The sequence below is a fragment of the Candidatus Chlorohelix allophototropha genome, assembly GCF_030389965.1.
In the GTDB taxonomy this organism is placed as follows: domain Bacteria; phylum Chloroflexota; class Chloroflexia; order Chloroheliales; family Chloroheliaceae; genus Chlorohelix; species Chlorohelix allophototropha.
Genome location: NZ_CP128399.1, coordinates 2,285,392 through 2,305,207, shown reverse-complemented (window position 1 = coordinate 2,305,207; position 19,816 = coordinate 2,285,392). Strand labels below are relative to the sequence as shown.

At 45.9% G+C, this 19,816-nt stretch carries 18 protein-coding genes; 15 read left to right on the top strand and 3 right to left on the bottom strand.

Annotation, left to right across the window (positions count from 1 at the left end):
- Positions 1 to 220 precede the first annotated feature (220 nt).
- A complete protein-coding gene (locus OZ401_RS10135) occupies positions 221 to 946 on the top strand; it encodes a Crp/Fnr family transcriptional regulator (protein ID WP_341468113.1) in 726 nt (241 codons plus the stop codon).
- Between the two features lie 8 nt (positions 947 to 954).
- Here the strand turns inward: OZ401_RS10135 and OZ401_RS10130 are convergent, their stop codons facing one another.
- Complete coding sequence (locus tag OZ401_RS10130) at positions 955 to 1,353, bottom strand: response regulator (protein WP_341468112.1); 399 nt, start codon at positions 1,351 to 1,353, stop codon at positions 955 to 957.
- A 284-nt stretch (positions 1,354 to 1,637) separates the two neighbouring features.
- Between OZ401_RS10130 and OZ401_RS10125 the strand changes: the two genes are divergently transcribed.
- From OZ401_RS10125 to OZ401_RS10065, 13 genes are all read left to right on the top strand, one after another.
- A complete protein-coding gene (locus tag OZ401_RS10125; RefSeq protein ID WP_341468111.1) occupies positions 1,638 to 2,693 on the top strand; it encodes a fatty acid desaturase in 1,056 nt (351 codons plus the stop codon).
- Positions 2,694 to 2,892: 199 nt separating this feature from the next.
- The gene (locus OZ401_RS10120; RefSeq protein ID WP_341468110.1) at positions 2,893 to 3,765 is read left to right on the top strand and encodes a retropepsin-like aspartic protease; all 873 of its coding nucleotides are present in this window, start codon (positions 2,893 to 2,895) and stop codon (positions 3,763 to 3,765) included.
- Positions 3,766 to 4,014: 249 nt separating this feature from the next.
- Positions 4,015 to 4,992, top strand: a complete 978-nt coding sequence (locus OZ401_RS10115; RefSeq protein ID WP_341468109.1) for an SH3 domain-containing protein — start codon at positions 4,015 to 4,017, stop codon at positions 4,990 to 4,992.
- A gap of 3 nt (positions 4,993 to 4,995) precedes the next feature.
- A complete protein-coding gene (locus OZ401_RS10110; protein ID WP_341468108.1) occupies positions 4,996 to 5,688 on the top strand; it encodes a hypothetical protein in 693 nt (230 codons plus the stop codon).
- On the top strand, positions 5,685 to 6,134 hold the full coding sequence (locus OZ401_RS10105; RefSeq protein WP_341468107.1) for a hypothetical protein: 450 nt from the start codon (positions 5,685 to 5,687) through the stop codon (positions 6,132 to 6,134). Before OZ401_RS10110 ends, OZ401_RS10105 begins: the two co-directional genes overlap by 4 nt.
- A gap of 2 nt (positions 6,135 to 6,136) precedes the next feature.
- Positions 6,137 to 9,322 carry an O-antigen ligase family protein gene (locus tag OZ401_RS10100; protein ID WP_341468106.1) on the top strand — a complete coding sequence of 1,062 codons (3,186 nt, stop codon included), beginning with the start codon at positions 6,137 to 6,139 and terminating at the stop codon, positions 9,320 to 9,322.
- Positions 9,323 to 9,378: 56 nt separating this feature from the next.
- Complete coding sequence (locus OZ401_RS10095; protein WP_341468105.1) at positions 9,379 to 10,323, top strand: UDP-glucuronic acid decarboxylase family protein; 945 nt, start codon at positions 9,379 to 9,381, stop codon at positions 10,321 to 10,323.
- A gap of 27 nt (positions 10,324 to 10,350) precedes the next feature.
- Positions 10,351 to 10,620 (top strand): hypothetical protein, encoded by a 270-nt coding sequence (locus OZ401_RS10090; RefSeq protein ID WP_341468104.1) that lies wholly within the window; start codon positions 10,351 to 10,353, stop codon positions 10,618 to 10,620.
- Positions 10,617 to 12,143, top strand: a complete 1,527-nt coding sequence (locus OZ401_RS10085; protein ID WP_341468103.1) for an O-antigen ligase family protein — start codon at positions 10,617 to 10,619, stop codon at positions 12,141 to 12,143. The genes OZ401_RS10090 and OZ401_RS10085 overlap by 4 nt, the downstream gene beginning before the upstream one ends.
- Positions 12,144 to 12,196: 53 nt before the next feature.
- Positions 12,197 to 13,153, top strand: a complete 957-nt coding sequence (locus OZ401_RS10080; RefSeq protein WP_341468102.1) for a GDP-mannose 4,6-dehydratase — start codon at positions 12,197 to 12,199, stop codon at positions 13,151 to 13,153.
- 32 nt (positions 13,154 to 13,185) lie between these two features.
- On the top strand, positions 13,186 to 14,253 hold the full coding sequence (locus OZ401_RS10075) for a lysylphosphatidylglycerol synthase transmembrane domain-containing protein (RefSeq protein WP_341468101.1): 1,068 nt from the start codon (positions 13,186 to 13,188) through the stop codon (positions 14,251 to 14,253).
- The gene (locus OZ401_RS10070; RefSeq protein ID WP_341468100.1) at positions 14,250 to 15,458 is read left to right on the top strand and encodes a glycosyltransferase family 4 protein; all 1,209 of its coding nucleotides are present in this window, start codon (positions 14,250 to 14,252) and stop codon (positions 15,456 to 15,458) included. Before OZ401_RS10075 ends, OZ401_RS10070 begins: the two co-directional genes overlap by 4 nt.
- A gap of 18 nt (positions 15,459 to 15,476) precedes the next feature.
- Positions 15,477 to 16,622, top strand: a complete 1,146-nt coding sequence (locus OZ401_RS10065) for a pyridoxal phosphate-dependent aminotransferase (protein WP_341468099.1) — start codon at positions 15,477 to 15,479, stop codon at positions 16,620 to 16,622.
- A 53-nt stretch (positions 16,623 to 16,675) separates the two neighbouring features.
- Here the strand turns inward: OZ401_RS10065 and OZ401_RS10060 are convergent, their stop codons facing one another.
- Positions 16,676 to 17,761, bottom strand: a complete 1,086-nt coding sequence (locus tag OZ401_RS10060) for a slipin family protein (RefSeq protein ID WP_341468098.1) — start codon at positions 17,759 to 17,761, stop codon at positions 16,676 to 16,678.
- Positions 17,762 to 17,895: 134 nt separating this feature from the next.
- On the opposite strand from OZ401_RS10060, the gene OZ401_RS10055 reads away from it, so the two are divergent.
- Positions 17,896 to 18,849 carry an aldo/keto reductase gene (locus OZ401_RS10055; RefSeq protein WP_341468097.1) on the top strand — a complete coding sequence of 318 codons (954 nt, stop codon included), beginning with the start codon at positions 17,896 to 17,898 and terminating at the stop codon, positions 18,847 to 18,849.
- A gap of 143 nt (positions 18,850 to 18,992) precedes the next feature.
- Here the strand turns inward: OZ401_RS10055 and OZ401_RS10050 are convergent, their stop codons facing one another.
- On the bottom strand, positions 18,993 to 19,751 hold the full coding sequence (locus OZ401_RS10050) for a dienelactone hydrolase family protein (protein WP_341468096.1): 759 nt from the start codon (positions 19,749 to 19,751) through the stop codon (positions 18,993 to 18,995).
- Positions 19,752 to 19,816: the final 65 nt, after the last annotated feature.

Genomic DNA, 19,816 nt, shown 5'->3' with positions numbered 1-19,816 from the left:
ATTTTTCGAGGTGCTGGTCTTTTTACGCTTACTTATTTCTTGGACAAAGAAATATAGTTGTGGGGCAGTTTCTTACTTGATATCATGATAAACTAGAGATATAAGATTTATAAGGCATAATCGTACTCTCCCGTCCTACCTCTCGTTGTGTTATTAGCTTCAATAATTGACCTGAAATTGAACTATTCCATGTGTAAAATATAAGAAAGGTGGCTACTGCATGGCTGGCTCTGCAAATTCTAATGACGGAGTTAAAATCCAAAACCATTTGCTGGCAGCGCTACCACAAGAAGAATACCAACGCTTACTGCCCAAAATTGAGTCGGTTAATTTTGAACTGGGCAAGGTGGTTTATCACTACGCACAGCAAATGGAATATCTTTATTTTCCCACTACCTCAATGGTTTCTTTGCTTTACACTATGGCAGATGGAATGACCGCAGAGGTAGGTTTAACCGGGAATGAAGGCGTGGTAGGCATCGCACTCTTTCTGGGTGGTGATACCGCCCCCAACCAAGCGGTAGTTCAAATTGGCGGCGCTGCCTTGAGACTAAGCGCCAAAACAGTTCAGGAAGAATTCAAGCGGGGCGAAGTTTTCCAGCAGGTACTTCTACGTTATACTCAGGCACTCATAACTCAAATTTCCCAAACTGCCATCTGTAACCGACTTCATCCGGTAGAACAACGTTTCTGCCGCTGGTTGCTCTTAAGTCACGACCGGGTTAAAACTGACCAATTAGTAATGACCCAAGAACTTATCGCCACAATGTTGGGCGGCAGACGTGAGAGTGTTACGGTAGCGGCAGGGCGGTTACAAGATGAGGGTCTAATCCAGTATGCGCGGGGTCACATCACTATCCTCGATCGAAAAGGTCTTGAAGACTCGGTGTGTGAATGTTACCATGTCGTCAAGAATGAATATCAACGTTTACTCGGCTTCAGCTAGTAAATAGATCAAGGCGTAAGGGATTTACTTATTAAAAGCTTCCGTAACAAAGCTCTTAACTGGTTGAAGTTATCCGGTTTGGTAAGATACAAATTATCTTCAAGAGCAACTTCCGCGCCTTCCTCCACCTCCTCGACATCAAAAAATACGATTGGTATATCCTTCTTTAACTCAGCCCCTTGTCTTATCTGGATAGCAACCTGAATAATCGAAGTAGTTGAGCCAGCCAGGCATACCAGTATTAAGTCAGGAGGCTGACAGATAGCTTTTAGAATGGCATCTTCTAGCGTTCTTGCCAGTTCCACCCGATAACCATCCACTTTTAACAGCTTACTCAGCCCATCGCGAATTTCTTCGATGTCTTCCAATACCAGGATTAAACATTTAAGATCTTCGGTTGTAGTCACATAAATTCCCCCTCAATTATATAAATGTTAAGTTAATCTACTCTTTTTTCTTTGCTCCTAACTAAAGCCTAATAGCTAAAAGAGCAATTGTCTGTGTGGTAAGGTACATTATTTGGTATTGGCTAAGTTTTTACCCTATGTGTGATGGCGAACCGACCTTTACTTATCTTTACTTTATGCTAGATGTAAGGATGTAACTTTTTTGATACCTGCTTGTCAAGTTGAAATGGAGTTGCATACTACCGTGATGCGAACGATTAACACAGATAGGGGCTATAATTAATATGGCATACCTTGATATTCAAACTAATACTACCAATCAAGCAATTGATTGGCGTGAACTGATAACCGCTTACCGCCATCCTAATCTACGAAGTAGCCTCTGGCAGTTTATCAATAGCTTTTTCCCTTTTATTTTCCTATGGTACTTGATGTACCTCAGCCAGGCTTATTCCTACTGGATTACTCTTGCCCTATCCCCTTTAGCCGCCGGTTTTTTGATAAGAATTTTCATTATTTTTCACGATTGCGGTCATCATTCCTTTTTCAAAGCTAAAAAGGCTAACGACATTCTCGGCTCGATTTGCGGTTTATTGTGCCTTACACCTTACTATCACTGGCGCTACTTCCACGCTTTACATCATGCAACAGTTGGAAATTTGGGTAAGCGGGTTGAGGGTGAGCTTCTACCGCTTTCTATCAAAAAGTTTACCCAAAACAATGGGGATGTTTTAACCCTGACAGTTAATGAATATATACAATTGTCTAGCAGAGAACAACTGATTTACCGAACCTACCGCAACCCATTTTTACTTTTGCTTATAATGCCGCTGATACTATTTGTAGTGCTGCATCGCTTCCCCAATCCCAGAGCAGCTAGGCGAGAGCGTTACAGCGTTTACTGGACTAATTTAGCTCTATTGGGAATTACCTTGTTATTGGGCTTTAGTATCGGATTTTTACCTTTACTTCTGATTGAGCTACCGCTTATGTTATGCGCATCAATTATGGGAGTCTGGTTATTTTATATCCAGCACCAATTTGAAGCGACCTATTGGGAGCAAGGGGTCAAATGGAACTTTATGCGCGCAGCTTTAAAAGGAAGTTCGTACTATAAGCTTCCAATATTACTTCAATGGTTCACCGGCAATATCGGTTTTCATCATATTCATCACCTCAGTCCTCTCATTCCTAACTACAATTTGCAAAAATGCCACGATTCAAATTCTCTTTTCCGCCAGACCGAGATTCTAACCCTTCGTAAGGGGTTAAAGAGCATTTTCTTGCGATTATGGGATGAAGAGCGGCAAATAATGGTAGGATTTGATTTTGGCAAGTGAAGTTGAGCGCTTGCTAGTTTCCGGTATATTAGTAACTTACCAGTTAATCATAGGCGAGGGCGTTCAATTTTTTCTAGCAATCCCCGCTGGTTTTGTTACTAGAATAATGCCTATCTGTGGCGTGTGGTAGAATAAAACGTGTATTATCAAGCTTATTCAATTTGAGCCTATATCAAAAGGAAATAGAGGTGTAGGTAGCATGCCACAGGTAGATTCGATTCAGGAGTTAGGGCAATTCTTTCTTCCTTTGGCAATTAATGGTAGCACCTTCCCCCCTCATTATTTTATTCTCGATACCGGCGCAGGGATGAGTGCCATTGATGTAAGTTTAGCGCAATCGCTAAATTTGACAACCATTGGTTATGCCGAATTGGCGGGAACTGCCGGGGTGATAAATGTACCTATCAAACAAATAGATACTCTTGCCCCTCTCCGCCGGATGTTGCCCGTCACAGAACTCACCCAATATGACTTGATTGCCACTACCCAAGATTTGTCACAATTCAAAGTTCCATATCCGGCTACCCATGAAGCCGGGCTACTTGGCAATAATTTTCTGCGTCATTTTATTGTGGAATTGGAATTTTTACCACCCGCGCTACATATCTACCGTCCTCAAGGGTACTTGCCGCCCGGAGTGGATGGAACTCGTTTTATTAACATTTGGCTAGATGGTCACCATATTATGCGAGTGCAAGGTCGTTTGGATGGCTGGTTAGAGGTTGATTTGCGCGTGGATAGCGGCGCAGCTTCCCTTTCCTTAGCAGGACCTTACCTTAATTTGCCTGTTGCGGTCTGGAAGAAGCTATGTGATAAACATCCAGAGTATTATTTTTATACTACATTAAATGCGGGTGGCATGGGCGGTCCGGTAGAGTTAAACGTTGCTCGAATTGGTTCACTTGAAATTGGATCACTCCGCTTTGATTATCCTAGTGTGGTAGTCCAACCGGAACAGGGTATTTTTGCTAACAAAGATGCTGTAGGTTTTATATCCCTCAACCTTTTTGAGTCGCGCCGCTGGATGACTATTGATTACCCGGCAGGTCGCATATATCTGGGACAACCTTGAACCTTATAGGGATTAATTGCTATGTAGCAAGCTTTTGCCCATTACCTAGATGAAATTTGGTGTGGTTAGGTTAAGTCAATTTGTAGTAAAAATCAGATACAGCAACACAAAAACAATGCATAAATATTAAATGCACTTAAAACTTGACGTTCCATGTGTAAATCGTTTAAACTGCTCAATTGGAAGAACCTTTAGCAGTAGCTGATAAGCGCTATTGTTTGATTTTGAAAAGGATTTAACAACTACTAAATGGAACCAAGACAGGAAACAAAGTCACTGCCGCGCAACCGCAAGTGCGGCAACTGTCGTTATTTCGAGCCTGCGCCCCTCTGGCGTAAGGGCTGGTGCCGTAATCCCCGCCTGTATGATCGTCGTGCTAACCATCTGGTTGACGCTTCCAGTATAGACTGTGAGCAGGTATTTCGCGCTCGAATTTATTGGGAACCGATTCCTGAACCGGAACTAATCCCTCAGCATAGCCTTTTAGGGCAAATTGCGGAAAACCCCATCGAAGGTAATGCCGATGCCGGTGGGAAGCCTCGTGTTTCCTCCGAAGGCGTATTACGTCCCAAACCACCTGTTCGTCCAGTTATTAATCGTATCCAACGAGAAGTGCCCGGACGAGAGAAAACAGAAGCTTTGCCGGGCATGGTTCAGCATCCTAATCAATTGCGCCGTTGGTTGCTGGAAAATATCCCCTATTACGATAAAGTGGACGGCCCTATCTCGCGTGTCCCTTGGACTATTGTGCTACCAGGGCTGGTTATATTTTTGGCTTTGTTAATCATTTTTGCCAATATTTTTGGAGGAAGCAAGAAACAGGAAGCAGTTAATCCTACCACTGCGCCGATTGTTACGCCTTTGATTACTACTACTTCGGCTGTTGTGCTTGTGCCAACTACAACGGCTTCGAGTAACAGTATTGCGGTTGCAACCCCAACCCTATCTAATGCGCTGCCTACTGCAACCCCTCTGCCAGTTAAAACTACTGTAGTTTCAACTGAAAAAAGAGCAAAGGTGGTCAACACAGGCACTTCCAAAAGTGTAAATCTAAGAAAAGATACCAGCACAAAAGACGATAAAAATATTATTACTCGTATCCCGGAAGGCTCTGAGGTAGTTATAATCGGTGCGCCGCAGTTTGCAGAAGGTAAAGAATGGTGGCAGATAAAATACAAGGAATTCACCGGTTGGGCAGCCAAAGATTACCTGCAACAAATACCCTGATCGTTGGGAAATGCCGGAATAGCACATTCCGGCTATTTCTATAAGATGATGCTGGAAAAACTCGAAACCGCGCTAGTTTGCTACACGCAAGCAAGCTTTGAAAATCTTGAACCGGAGAATCCTGCTACTGAGGAAGATGAAGCCACGCGCCAAGCACATTTAGTTCCAGAAAAAGCACGTTTGCTTGTAGCTGCTTTAAAGCTCGCCGGAGTTGATAGCGATATAGTTAAAGTGCCCTTGCGCAGTTTTCAGCCACGGGACATTGCAAAAGCCGCTTTTGGCTGGCGCTTGCTGGATTTAAAGGAAAGCAACGGGCGCAGCATTGACCTAGTGATTTGTCTAGATTTCCCGGCATGGTCTTTGAGTCACCCGCATAAAATAAGTTGGCTGATTAACTTACCCAATTTTGTAACGCGCCGTAGTAGCGCAAACCCTCCTCGCTCAAAAGATACAAATGGGGGCGCAAATCTTGATTTGCATGGCAATGTGTCTTCACTTTTGCAATCGGAGAGACGCGGACTTGCCGAATCATGGCGAATTATGGCAGGCAACCGTTCAGTAGCGGAAGAGTTAGCGCGCAGTGGCTTACAGGTAAATTACAACCCCTTCCCGATTGAAGAAACTGATCCGGCAAGCTCGGAATGGCAAACGGTAATCAAGCGCTTGGTAACCTCAGTTTTGAGGCAAGGCACATGAAGCAGAGTGCCCGTTTTTATCTCGTTCTGCAATGGCTCTCTTTTTTATTGCTGCTTGCCGGGTTTGCCGGACCATGGCAATACGGGCCATTGGGGAAAACACCGGATTTTGGTTGGCAACCCGTCTGGGCGTTGTTACTAAATTTCTTAGGTTTGAACCTGTTCATTATTTTTTCAGTGGCAAATTGTTTTTCTTACCTAGAATTATGTTATCGTCAAGGTAAAACCGTGCTGCGTGAAGTTCTAAAATGGATGGGGGCTTTCTTGTTCTTGATTGTTGCCATACCTTTGCTGGCATGGCTGCCCTTTAATCAAACTCAACGCAGCACTACCCCTCTATTTAACGAAACTACCTATGGCTGGGGAATGTGGGTGACTCTAATAGGTCTGGTAGTTCAAGTTGGGGCATTGCGTTTGCGAATTATTAAAGAGAAGAAGAACCACTGAAAGTGCCAACTCCCCTAAAAGTTACAACCGGGCGTTCATTGCTAAAAGTTACCCTTTTACTCTTATTACTCATTCTCAGTCTTTTTTCCCTTGCTGCCACTGCTTTCGCCGATCTTTACTTTAATAAAGGCGTAACCTACGACACTAATCACCCCGCTATACCCTATACACAGGCGGGAGATTTAGGCGCTAACCCGTTAGGGGTCAATACCTTTCTAAACCTAGAAGATACTGCAAATATAGATCGAATTCTTGATTTGGTAAAAGCGGGGGGCTATGGTTATATTCGCCAGCTTTTTCCGTGGAAGGATATTCAGGAGTTAAAAGGCAGTTATAATGACCGCGATGGTCAAAACGGTTGGGCTAAATATGATGCGATTGTGGAAAAAGCGAGCTCACGCGGCATAAAAATAATAGCGCGTCTCGATCAGCCGCCGGTGTGGGCGCGAGAGCAAGTCTTGAAAACCATACCACCAAGTTTAGATGTAACCGGGCCACCGGATGATTTAAACGATTGGGGCAATTTCGTTGAAGCGGCAGTTACCCGCTACAAGGGGAAAATAAAATATTTCCAGATATGGAACGAGCCTAATCTGGAAGTGGAATGGAATGCCAAACGGGTAAACCCTGCGGGTTATGTGGATTTGCTCAAAGTAGCTTATGAACGTGCCAAAGCCGCTAACCCTGATGTAGTGATTATTACGGCTGCGCTTGCTCCGAGTAATCAGGATGGCGCCGAGTTTAACAGCCTGAATGACCTGAAATATCTTGACCAGTTTTATGAGGCTGGCGGCGCGAAATATTTTGATATTTTGGCGGCACAGGCATACGGCTTGGGTTATTCGCCGGATTACCGTTTTACCGAGCCTGATTTTCGCGAAAAGGATTTGAAACGGGTTAATTTCTCGCGGTTAGCTGATATGCGCGCGGTGATGCTGAAACATGATGACGGCAAACGTCCGGTGTGGATTACCGAGTACGGTTGGTTGAGTATGCCGGATAAAGTGGTACAGCAATACCCGCTAAAGCCTTGGGGTGAAAATATTGATGAGGCTACCCAAGCGCAGTATTTGGTAAAGGGTATCGAGCGGGCGCGTAAGGAGTGGGATTGGGTTGGCGTAGTCAACGTTTGGTTCCTTAAAGCGGACAAATACTTGCTAGATAGAAGCGATTTATGGGGACAAGCGCGTTATTTTGCGCTGATAAACCCGGATTGGTCGGTGCGTCCGGCTTATACCGCGCTTCAGCAGTATGCTTTAACGAACTATAGCATTGCGACTACTGGCTTTCATGCTCAGAATAGCCCGGCTATTACGCTTGAAAACCAACGCTTGCAGTTCCGCTTTCAAGGGCAGCAACTTGACCTCGCCGGACTCAAGGTATCGAAGGAAACTGAAATAAGCTATAGCATTGATGGCAAAACTTCCCCAACTATCAAGCTTTCGCCTCAAACAGAGCGTTTGCAATTGGCGGACGGATTGAGCTACGGGCTACACACGCTGGAAATGACTTTACCAGTTGGGCAACTTGCCTCATATGGTTTCTATGTTTCTAATGATAATGCATGGGGTTGGCTATTTCTGCCGCTATATTTACTCAGTGGTTTGACTACGCTTGGTAGTGGTTCTGTGCTGGGTTGGCGCACCTTTAGAGCGTTGGAGAAGGGCTTGCCGCTCTTTTGGCTATGGGTGTTGCGCCAATTGCGCCGAATATGGCAAAACCGTTACAGCCTTGCGCCCTATGGCATGATTTTCGCATTGTTATTATTTTATTTTGCGCCCCCCGCGCCCTTGGCAATATTTGGCGCACTGCTGCTCTTTCCCTTAGCTCTTGTGCGCCCGGATTGGATGATATATCTGGCGATTTTCACCGCCCCGCTATATCTAAATCCGCGCAATTTGAGAGAGAGCCTTGACCCCTTTACCAGAATTAAAAATCTGGTAGTGCCGCGCGACCCCAATAATCTGCCTCAAAACCCTCTGGAGTTTTCCTTATTTGAAGTAATCATTGTTATTGCGGCGTTTGCGTGGCTTGCAAGCACTCTATATCAAATATGGCGAACTCGCACAATTACTTTCCCCACTAATTGGTTAACATGGTGGCGCAGACAGGGCGCTTTTGCCTTGCCGTTGCTGTTGTTCGGACTTGCTGCGACCATATCGCTATTAACTCCTGAGCCTAGCCATTTGCGGGAAGCCTTGCGCGATTTCCGGGTGGTAATCGTAGAACCGCTCATTCTGTACCTGCTAACCGTTCGCTTTATCCGCAAGCGTGAACAGTTCATTCGAATCTTCGATGTGTTGGTGTTGGCTAGTTTATTAATTGCGGCAGGGGCATTTTACCAATTTCTTTTATCCAAAGATAATACCGTATCAGCGGAGGGAGTTAGCCGAGTAATTTCGATATATTCTCACCCGGATAATCTAGGTTTGTACATCGGACGCATAATACCGCTAGTTACAGCCGTTGCATTTTTCGGTGGGGCAATTAAAGAGTTGGCGCGGCGGCGTGTAGTGTACGGCTTAGCGTTGTTGCCCCTTTTGGGTACATTAATTCTCAGTTTTTCGCGAGGGGCGTGGCTGGCATCTGCGCTTGCCTTGCTGGTAATGATTATCATTGTGCGTTCCCGGCGCGGGTTAATAATCTTCGGAATCGGGGCGTTAGGTCTGGTAGCTTCCATACCTTTTATCAAGCTGGAAAGAATCACTTCTCTATTCAGTTTCGTGACGGGCAGCAATAATACGCGCTTGCATGTCTGGCAGGCTTCGTTGGATATGATACGCGACCACCCACTTACCGGAATTGGGTTGGATCAGTTTTTGTACAAATATCAGCTTGAATATGTAAGACCGGAAGCTTGGTTGGAACGATTTACCAGTCACCCCCATGACATTTTGTTGGATTACTGGCTTAGATTGGGTATAATAGGACCAGTGCTCATAATATGGTTGCTAGTTGTATTTTTCAGGACAGCGTGGTCACCGATTTTTAAAAGCTTAAATACCCCTGACGCTAAAGTAAGACAAGTATTAGTGCTGGGGCTTTCTGGCAGTATGGTTGATTTTGTCGCACATGGTTTGGTGGATAACTCATATTTCCTTGTTGACCTTGCCGCTATTTTCTGTTTATCCTTTGGTCTGCTTGAAGCTATGCGCAGGGTAAGTTTGAGGAAAGATAACGACAATTAATCCGTCAGGATATTTTAGAACAGGCATATAGCTAGAAAAATACAGAGGGGAAAATAGTGAAGATACTGGTTAGCGGGGGTGCGGGGTTTATCGGCTCACATCTTACCGAACGTTTACTGGAACAAGGGCATCATGTTATTGCGCTGGATAATTTGATTACCGGACGGCGAGAAAATATTGCGAGTTTTATTGAACATCCGGAATATGAATTTTATGAACATGACATAATTCAGCCTTGGCAACCGAGTGGAGACCCTGTATCCGCAATATTCCACTTGGCAAGCCCTGCCAGCCCGGTTGGCTATACCCGTAATCCGATTGAAACACATCTGGTAAACTCGGTAGGAACTCATAACATGCTAAAATTGGCGCTTGCCAGTGAAGCGAAATTGCTCTATACCAGCACGTCCGAAGCCTACGGAGACCCCCTCGAACATCCTCAGCGTGAGGATTACTGGGGAAATGTGAATCCGGTTGGTCCACGCAGTTGCTACGATGAGAGCAAAAGATTTGGGGAGAGCCTAACCATCGAATATGTGCGCCAGTTTAACCTAGATGCGCGTATAGTACGCTTATTCAACACCTACGGTCCTCGCAATGACCCCCAAGATGGACGGGTAGTGCCAAATTTCATCATGCAAGCGTTGGAGAATCGCCCGCTTACAATTTACGGTAACGGCATGCAAACCCGCTCTTTCAGCTATATATCTGATATTGTGGAAGGGATTATGCGGGCGATGTTCCATCCCGCTACCAAAGGTGAGGTTATTAATCTGGGCAACCCGGACGAACGTACTATTCTCGATTTTGCCAACAGAGTATTAGAGGTTTGTAACTCTGAAGCGAAAATAGAGTTTTTTGATGGGCGCACCGATGATCCCAACAAACGTTGCCCTGATATTAGCAAAGCTCGGCGGTTGCTTGATTGGGAACCCGTTGTTAGCCTTGAAGAAGGGCTACGTCATACAATTGAGTATTTTCGTAGCGCCAGCCGAAAATAGTAAGATGTTACGAAGGGCGGTAAACAAATGCCTCTAATTATAATTGGTATATATTTAGTGGTAGTGCTGGTGGTCTGGTTTTTAACCCGCGCACTTTCGCATAATACTGCCTTTGGCATCCGCATCTTCATAATTGGTCTTGGCGCGGGTCTAGCAGGCCTGCTACTCAAGAGTAATGAGGATAGCCTGATTTCAGCCAGCGGCGCAATACTATCATCGGTGGGTATACTTTTCATCCTATCATCCTTTGTTTTTTTTGTACGGGCGTTTTTTGCCGGCGAGTTTGATAAAAAGTGACGGTTATTTTTAATACAATCTATCGGGTGCGCCGTTTCGCTTCGGCTAAATTTACCATTATACAATTAGTAACAGCCCTGCTTGTGCCACTGTTCCTCTGGCTTTTCATTACCCAACCCTTTTATATAGCTCCGGCGATAATAGTTGGCATCTGCGCTTTTTTGGTAATTGCGCGTTATCCACAGTACGGTTTGTACTTAATGATTTTGTCTGTGCCGGTGCAGGATGTAGTTACCTTCCCGTTAGGTGGTGGACAAACGCTGACGGTAACACAGGTTGTAGTATTGCTAACACTTGCCGCCTACTTCGTGAATCGCTGTACCTTCCATAAGCCTTTTGTAAAAACGCCTACGCCGCCCCTTCTAAAATGGTTTCTTGTTTATATTGGCGCAATGATTATCTCATTGCTTACCGCATATAATCTCGGTGAAGGCTTGAACGCGATTAGTCGGTGGCTGATTACCTTCTTTGCCTACTTACTGGCAACTAGTGTTATTGAAACGCGCCGCCAGTTTTGGCAATTGGTGGGAGTTTTAGCAATTGGCGGTATTTTTGAGGCAGCTTTAGGTATTCTTCAAACCGGATTGAATCTAGGACCGGAGAGTTTCGCTATCAGTCAAGACCTCTCTCGCGCGTTTGGGACATTTACTTTTCCGAATCCTTTTGCCGGGTATCTTGAAATGAGCCTGCCCATTGTGGTTGCGCTTATCTTCTTGGCTTGGAAACTCAGAAACCAGTCGATGAGTGCGTGGCTGTACAAAGAAGGGCAACCTCGCCAGACAGAACGAAAAGCTGTTATCCGTTCTTATCTTTTGTTGCTGATAACATTGCCTTCCGCAACCATTGTAATTGTAGCGGTGGTGGCAAGTTATTCACGCGGGGCATGGCTTGGCTTGCTGGTGGGCGTGCTGGTAATGATCGCAGTACGCGGGAAAAAGTCCCTTTGGGTATGGCTGGCATTGGTGGCTTTAGTTATTTTCGGGGGGTTAGGGCTACAAACCGGAGCTTTATCACCAAGTATTGCCACTCGTATTACCAGCATTGCAGATTTGTTGACCCCATTTGATGTGAGGGATGTAGTGCCGAATCCCGATAATTACGCAGTGGTTGAGCGCATGGCGATGTGGCAGGCAGGTGGAAATATGTTCCTCTCCAATCCATTTTTTGGAGTTGGAATCGGAAATTTCGATGTTACCTACAATATGTTCAATGCCCCACAATGGATTTATTCGCGTGGTCATGCCCATAATTATTATATACATGCAGCGGCAGAAACCGGGTTGGTTGGTTTGACCGCTTACCTGCTACTGGTAATCTCAGTATTTGTAAACGGCTGGAAAACAGCGCGTTTAACCTGTGACATATCGCTGCGTTATGTAGCTTGGGGTGCATTGGGAATTGTGTCTGCTGTAATGTTCCATAATTTGGTAGAGAATCTGCATGTTTTAAATCTGGGAATCCAATGGTGTGGAGTACTGGCTCTATTTTATCTGGTAGGTAAATTAGACAAAGAGCGAGTATGATATACTGTCATACTGAAGAATTGCTCATCTGCATTTAGGGGGAATAGATCGTTTTGAAAGTTTTATTGACCGGATCGGCAGGCTTTATCGGCAGCCACGTAGCAGAAGCATTGCTGGCTAGGGGCGATGAAGTTGTTGGTGTGGATAATTTTAACGATTACTATAATCCGGTGCGCAAAGAACGAAACCTGCGAGTTGCTTGCACAAATAAGAATTTTACACTTTACAGAACTGACCTTCGCAATTACGAGGCGCTTGAAACTATAATCAAGCACGAACGACCGGATAAAATTTGCCATTTAGCCGGTATGGCAGGGGTACGTTACTCTCTTAAGTACCCACTACTTTACGAAGAGGTAAACGTAAAAGGCACTCAAAACCTGCTCGAACTTGCGCGCCTATTCGGCATTCCCCATTTTGTAATGGCAAGTAGTAGCTCGGTCTATGGTGGTAGAACCAATGTACCTTTTAATGAGGAAGACCGGGTGGATTTTCCGCCGCATCCCTATGCTGCCACCAAACGCGCCGCCGAATTGCTAGGCTATACTTACAGCCACGTTTTTGATCTAAAAGTAACGGCGCTTCGATTCTTCACAGTGTATGGTCCACGCAACCGCCCTGATATGGCTGTTTACCTATTTACGAATGCCATAGACCGGGATGTACCGATAAATCTTTTTGGAGATGGGTCAGCTCGGCGTGATTGGACTTTTGTGCTGGATACGGTCAGGGGTGTAATTGCGTCGCTCGATCGCCCATTTAATTATGAAATAATCAATCTCGGCAATAGCAACACTCATACCGAAATGGATTTTATCCGTGCGGCAGAAAAAGCTTTGGGTAAACCCGCGCTAATTAACTATCTAGAACGCCCTGCCAGCGAACCGCTTATTACCTTTGCCGATATTTCAAAAGCCCGTCGCTTGCTCGATTTCGAGCCTGTTACTACATTTGAGGAGGGCTATAGTCGATTTTTTGATTGGTACAAGAGTGAAGGTAGGGAAGGCTAACTCTTGCCAGTTATTATTTAAGGACAGAGATTTTGAGAAAAAATACTTTGGAAGAGAAATTGCCCGTGGAAATGTTTGATGATGAGCTTGAGGATGAGCAGGAAGTCGAAGCATCATATATTTCACTCAAAGACCGCCTTCTGGATGTCAAAACCCTTTTAGGCTTTGGTATCTCGGCGGCTATCATCGTTTTCTTTATTCTTACCGTCAAAATTGACTTTGCTACTACTTTCGACAACATCCTGAAAGCCAATTTACTCTATCTACTGGCAGCTTTTGCGCTTTATTATTCCACCTTTTTAATCCGAGGAATACGCTGGCGTATGTTGCTGCGCAATGCCCGCTTTGACCAAGAACACGGGGTTACATTACCACCCTTACCCGGTTTGATTGAGATAATTTTCCTGAGTTGGTTTGTCAATTGCATAGTTCCTGCCAAATTGGGAGATGCTTACCGAGGCTATCTTCTCAAGAAGAACGCCAATGCCAGCTTTAGTCGCACGCTTGGTACTATCTTCGGAGAGCGTGTTGCTGACCTATTGGTTTTATTCAGTCTGCTTTGCTTTGGCGGCGCAGTAGCTTTTAGCCGGGTAGAAAGCAAATTCACCGATCTGTCCTTGATTTTCGCGCTTGGTGGCGTGTTGGTGCTGGGGATGGCGGTCGGTTTGTTGACCTTGCGTTTTTACAGCCACAAGATAGAGAAATTTATTCCAGAACGCCTGCACGGAATCTATCACAAATTCCAGCAGGGGACAGTTAGCACTTTTCATCGCAAAACCCTGTTTAAGTTATACTTTTTGACTGGTATAATTTGGATGTTGGAAGGCATGCGGCTTTTCTTTGTAATGCAAGCGTTGGGTATAACAGGGTTAGGTCTGTCGGTAACAATCTTTGTTGCCTTAACCAGTTCGCTTTTGACGACACTTCCCTTTACTCCTGCCGGTCTGGGTGCAGTTGAAGGTGCGGTGGTGGGAGTTCTGACCGCTTTCAGCGTCGAGAAGAACATGGCAGCTTCAGTAGCTATTTTGGATAGAGTAGTAAATTATTGGAGTATCATACTTATTGGCGGATTGGTTTATATTTTCAGCAGGAAAAAGTGAAACGGATTGGTATAGATTTTACGGCAGCAATTCGACAAGCGGCGGGTGTAGGACGACACACCCGTAGTTTGGTTACTACGTTGCTGGAAAATGAACCTCATGGTCTTGAATTTGTCCTATTTTATGCTGGTGGCAAACTTACCAACCAGCAGGAAAATTATATCCGCAGCCTTGAAATAAAGTATCGTCCGGTTGTCTCATTTGCGCGTCTGCCCTTCTCCGAGCCATTTCTGACTCGGGTGTGGCAAAGGGCACGTGTACCCCTTCCTCTAGAGTGGGTTGTCCGGTTTGAAAATCCCTTTCCTTTTCCAAATCAACTTGGGAAACTTGATATAGTACATTTCCCCGATTTTGTAATGGCTCCTCATCGCTCTGGCAAAGATATTGTGACGGTTCATGACCTGAGCTTCATTGTGGTGCCGGAGTGTGCAGACGATAAGTTGCGCCGCTATCTGACTGAGGCAGTGCCTCGTGCTACTAGGCAAGCCGAGCGAATTATTGTGGTTTCCGAAAGCATCAAACGTGAGTTGGTAGAACGGTTGAAATTACCCCCTGATAAAATAAAGGTTATCTATAATGGAGTAAGCCCTAAATTTCACTCTCTCACCGACACGCAAGCTTTAGAAGAAGTGCGCTCAAAATTGGGCTTACCACCCCGATTTGCTCTTTTCGTTGGTACGATTGAACCCCGCAAGAATCTGGTGCGCTTAGTGGAAGCTTGGCGCAATATTATAAATACACCGGAGGGTAAAGGGCGAAAACTGGTGCTGGCAGGGCGGCGCGGTTGGAAATACGAGCCGATTTTTCGGCGTATCACCGAACTAAAAATGCAGAATGAGATTGTCTGGCTCGATTTTGTATCTGACAAAGATTTACCTGCTTTGTACAATCTCGCTGATTTATTCGTCTTTCCTAGCCTGTACGAAGGCTTTGGTATTCCACCACTCGAAGCGCTCGCTTGTGGCACTCCGGTGCTGGTATCTGACAATTCGGCGCTGAGCGAAGTTTTTGAAGGCGCTGCGGTGATGTGTAACCCATTGCAGGTTGATTCAATCGCTCAAGGAATTAGGCAGATTCTTACCAGTCTTGATGGAGATCACAAGTTGATAGATGAATTACGGATCAAAGGCTTAGAACGTGCCGCCCAATATACTTGGGAAAAGGCAGCTGCCGACACGCTAGAGTTATACCAATCCTTGAATTAAAATGATGAGTACTAGCGCATGACCGGCTTTTTCGCGGAAGGCGATCTAACCCCAAACCGTCTTGAAATAGCACGCCGCCGCAAACAGTTAGAAGGTGGTTACCTCGACCTTACCGGCAGTAATCCGACTTCGCAAGGCTTGTTGTTTCCCCCTGAAATATTACAGACTGCTTCAATCGGATATTGGAAAACGCGACTCTACAAGCCCGACCCCTTTGGTTGGCTGCCTGCACGTGAAGCTATTGCACACTATTATGCTTCTCGCACTCCTCCTTTATCCTTATCCGTAGATAATATTTTTATTACCGCCAGCACCAGCGAAGCTTACTCGCATCTTTTTGCGCTGCTCTGCCAACCCGGCGATAATGTGCTGATGCCAGAGGTTACATATCCCCTGTTCGAGTATCTTGCCGCAATACACCATGTGGAATTGCGCTCTTATCGTATGGATGAGGCGGCGCGTTGGGCGCTAATACCGGACAGTTTGAGAGAACAGGTTGATGAGCATACCCGCGCAATATTATTGATTTCCCCGCACAACCCAACCGGAATGATAATACAATCGGCGCAAGCGGTGTTGGAAGAAATCGGTTTGCCGATTATATGCGATGAGGTATTTGCCGAATTTACTTATCGAACAACCCATACTCCCCCACTCGGTGCGCTTCATCCCACTTTGCCCATATTTCACCTAAACGGTATTTCCAAACTTTTTGCTTTGCCTGATATGAAGTTAGGCTGGATTGCTCTTTCTGGGTCTGCGCTCGAATATCGCGACAGGTTGGAACTATTGAATGATACCTATTTAAGCGCAAGCTCACTGGTTCAATATATGCTTCCGACGCTATTTGAACAGGGTATGCCCTTTGTTACAGCGATGACGCAGCGGGTGCGGGATAGCCTAGCTAGGGCAATAGAAATCATGGGGCATAGCCGTTATCTAAAGGTTATTCCACCGGACGGCGGTTATTATCTTTTTCCAAAGGTGGAAACTTGGAGTGATGAGGAGGCGTTGGCGCTTTACCTGCTCGAACAAGGGGTGCTGGTACACCCCGGTTATTATTACGGTTATGAAGGGGCGGGCGCGCATATTATGGTGTCGTGTCTTACCGAACCTGAAATGCTTTTCAAAGGGCTGGAAATATTGGTACGCGCTTTAGGTTGAGCAAATGAAAAGACGCTCTTATTCAAAAGTAAGAGCGGCAAGCTGAAAATCCCTTAAATTTTGGGCGGCTGGTTTGGTGGCCACGGTGAGTAGGGGCTAGGATTACCCGGTTGTTGAGGCGGCATCTGACGCGGCATTTGCGGCGGTACTTCGGGCGGTCGCATATCCAAGATAGGTTCAGGGGGTGTAATACCGCTTTGTTTTAGCTGAGTTTGTGCCAAGGCGCTAAACCCGCTGATTGTACCTAAACCGAGGGTTTCAACTGCATTATTGGGGACGATTACCAACGCGCCCCGCTCTTTGATCGCATCTGCCAGCATATTCATCGAACGCAGGCTCAAAGCGGTAGGGCTGGAAGCGTAAATCTCCGCTGCTTGATTAAACTTTTGCGCCACTTCCACTTCGGCTTGGCTGAGAATAACACGAGCATGACGTTCTCGTTGCGCCTGTGCCTCTTTGGACATGGCATCTTGGAGCGCAACCGGAATCAGCACATCGCGCATCTCCACCGATTGCACCGTTATACCCCATGGTTCGGTTCTCTCATCAATTATTTTCTTAAGTTCAAATTCGATTTGGCTGCGTCCTGCCAGCAAAGCCGACAATTCAGTTTTGCCGATAGTATCCCTTAACGCGGTCTGGGCTGCCCAACTTACTGCCTGTGCGTAATCGGAGACAGCTAACGAAGCTCGTTGCGCGTCCCACACAAACCAGAACAGCACTGCATCGACATCAACCGGAACGGTATCACGGCTCAAGGTTTGTTCTGCTTTGAAGGGGGTAAGTTGTACCCGGCTATCAATCATTGCCGCTATGGTGTCCACAATGGGTAAAAGGAAAAAGATGCCGGGTCCGGCAGTATGGCTGTAACGCCCTAACCGCAAGACTATAGCTTTTTCCCATTGGCGTGCTACCCGCAGCGAAAGATACATTAGGTAGCCAATGATAAAACCGACTATCAAGGGTATCATAGCCGGAAAAAAGACCGAAGGCTCGATTTTTTCAGGTAATGGGAATTTCAATAAGGCAAATGAAACACTTGCTCCCAACACAGTCATGATAAGACCAAGGGCACATCCTACAGTGTTTCTACCGGGCATTCCGCTATTTACAACGTTATAAGGTTGACGATAATTCATAGCTCGAAATAGCCTCCTTTTCTACAATTAAGTTTAGCACATTCGTAAATAGAGGCTTAATTTTTAAGATTGCTGACCAAACTGTTACAATAGAGAAGCTATTTCTGGAAGAATTAGATAGGGGGTTAAAGTAAATGTTGCTTGCTACTGATATGCGCCGATTAGGTGGATCGACAGTCGAGGTTTCTGCTATTGGCACAGGTACATGGCAGTGGGGCGATACTACCATCTGGCAATACGGCGCGAATTTCAATGCCATTGACGTAAATGCCGCATTTAAAGCTAGCATGGAGAATGGTATCAGTTTCTTCGACACCGCCGAGGTGTACGGCAAGGGCTTGTCTGAAACATTGCTAGGCAAAGCTGTCAGGAAAAGTGAAAAAAAGCCGATTGTCGCCACCAAGTACGCGCCTTTGCCGATACGGTTGAACGTAGCGGCTTTTGAAAAAGCGTTGGACAATAGCCTCAAGCGACTCGGTTTGGAAACGGTTGACTTATATCAGATTCACTGGCCTTTTAGCCTTATTAGTCAGTCCGATCTTATGAATGGGCTGGCAAAAGCGGTCAAAGCGGGTAAGGTTCGCGCGGTAGGTATTTCCAATTATAACGCCCCGCAAATGAAGCAGGCTTATTCGCTGCTCAAACAAATGGGAGTACCTTTGGCTTCCAATCAGGTGCAATATAACTTGCTATATCGCAAGCCAGAAGCAAACGGAGTGCTGGAAACTTGCCGCCGCTTGAACATCACACTGATTGCCTACAGTCCATTGGCAAAAGGCTTGTTGAGCGGCAAATATAGTGGAACAGCGGCACAAGCCGTACCGGGAATACGCCGTTTCATGCCCGATTTTCGAGCGTCTGGTTTGGCAAAGGCTGATTCGGTAGTTCGCGAGGTGCTGGCAATAGCTTTAGAACGCGATAAAACCCCATCACAGGTAGCCTTGAACTGGTTACTCTCAAAGGACGAACTGATTGTAGCGATTCCTGGTGCAAAGAATCCGCGTCAATCCGAACAAAATGCCGGAGCAATGGGCTGGCGACTCACCGAGGACGAGAAGCAGCGGCTAGATAAAGTGTCTCGGAAGTAGAAGTTCAGGCGAGTAGGTAAGGAAGGGAGGGTGCCCTGCTATTCTTCGACACTTCGTAGCCCTCCTATTATGCGCTAGTGCGTCATCGGTATTAGCCCTGAAAGTAAAAGTATGGCGCATCTTGATAGGATGCGCCATTTAGATTAATGAGATGAAATAAAGCTCAATATCTGATTCCATGCATCGGCGGAAGCATCGGCGAATTCTTCGTAGCGACGGTCGAAGAAGCTGTGAGTCGCACCTTCGTAGATTTTGATATTGGTTTCAATCCCAGTAGCGCGTAACTTTGTTTCCAGCGCATTTACGTCATTTACAGGGATTCCGGGGTCGTTACCGCCAAACAAACCTAGCACCGGATAACTCACCCTATCCGCTAGATCAAGGGCTGTGCCTCTGCCTCCAAAATTTCGAGTTAGCCCGGCGTAAAATGGAATTAGTCCCGCGAAACCGAACTCTTTATTTGTGCCGCTAACCAGCGTAAGCGAACCGCCCATACAGAAACCCACCACGAATATAGCTGAACCAGCTTCACCTTGTTGACGTAAGTAACTCAAGCCCGCTGCTACATCCTGAAAGAAGTTGTCTATTAGTAATTGCTGGACATGGGGCATAAATTCGAAGGATTCATCGCGTGAGGTTAGCCCGGCGGTACGCCCGAAATAATCTATTGCCAGCGCGGTAATGCCAATTTCCCCGAAACGTAGCGCCAATTCTTTGTAAAAGTTGTGCAGACCTCGCACATCGGGATAAATCAGTACTGCCGCTTTGCCTGGCTTGGCAGGATGCGCCGCAAATGCCAAAAACTTGTTGCCGTCGGCGGCTTCCAGAATCAATTCTTCGCCCTGTGCCGAACCACCCGCACCCGGTGGAATCGGCGGTTGCGCTTTATCGTCATAGCACATTTATTTTACTCCCCACATATGATTAAATGAACCAATACGCCCGAAATTATACTCGAAACTACCAT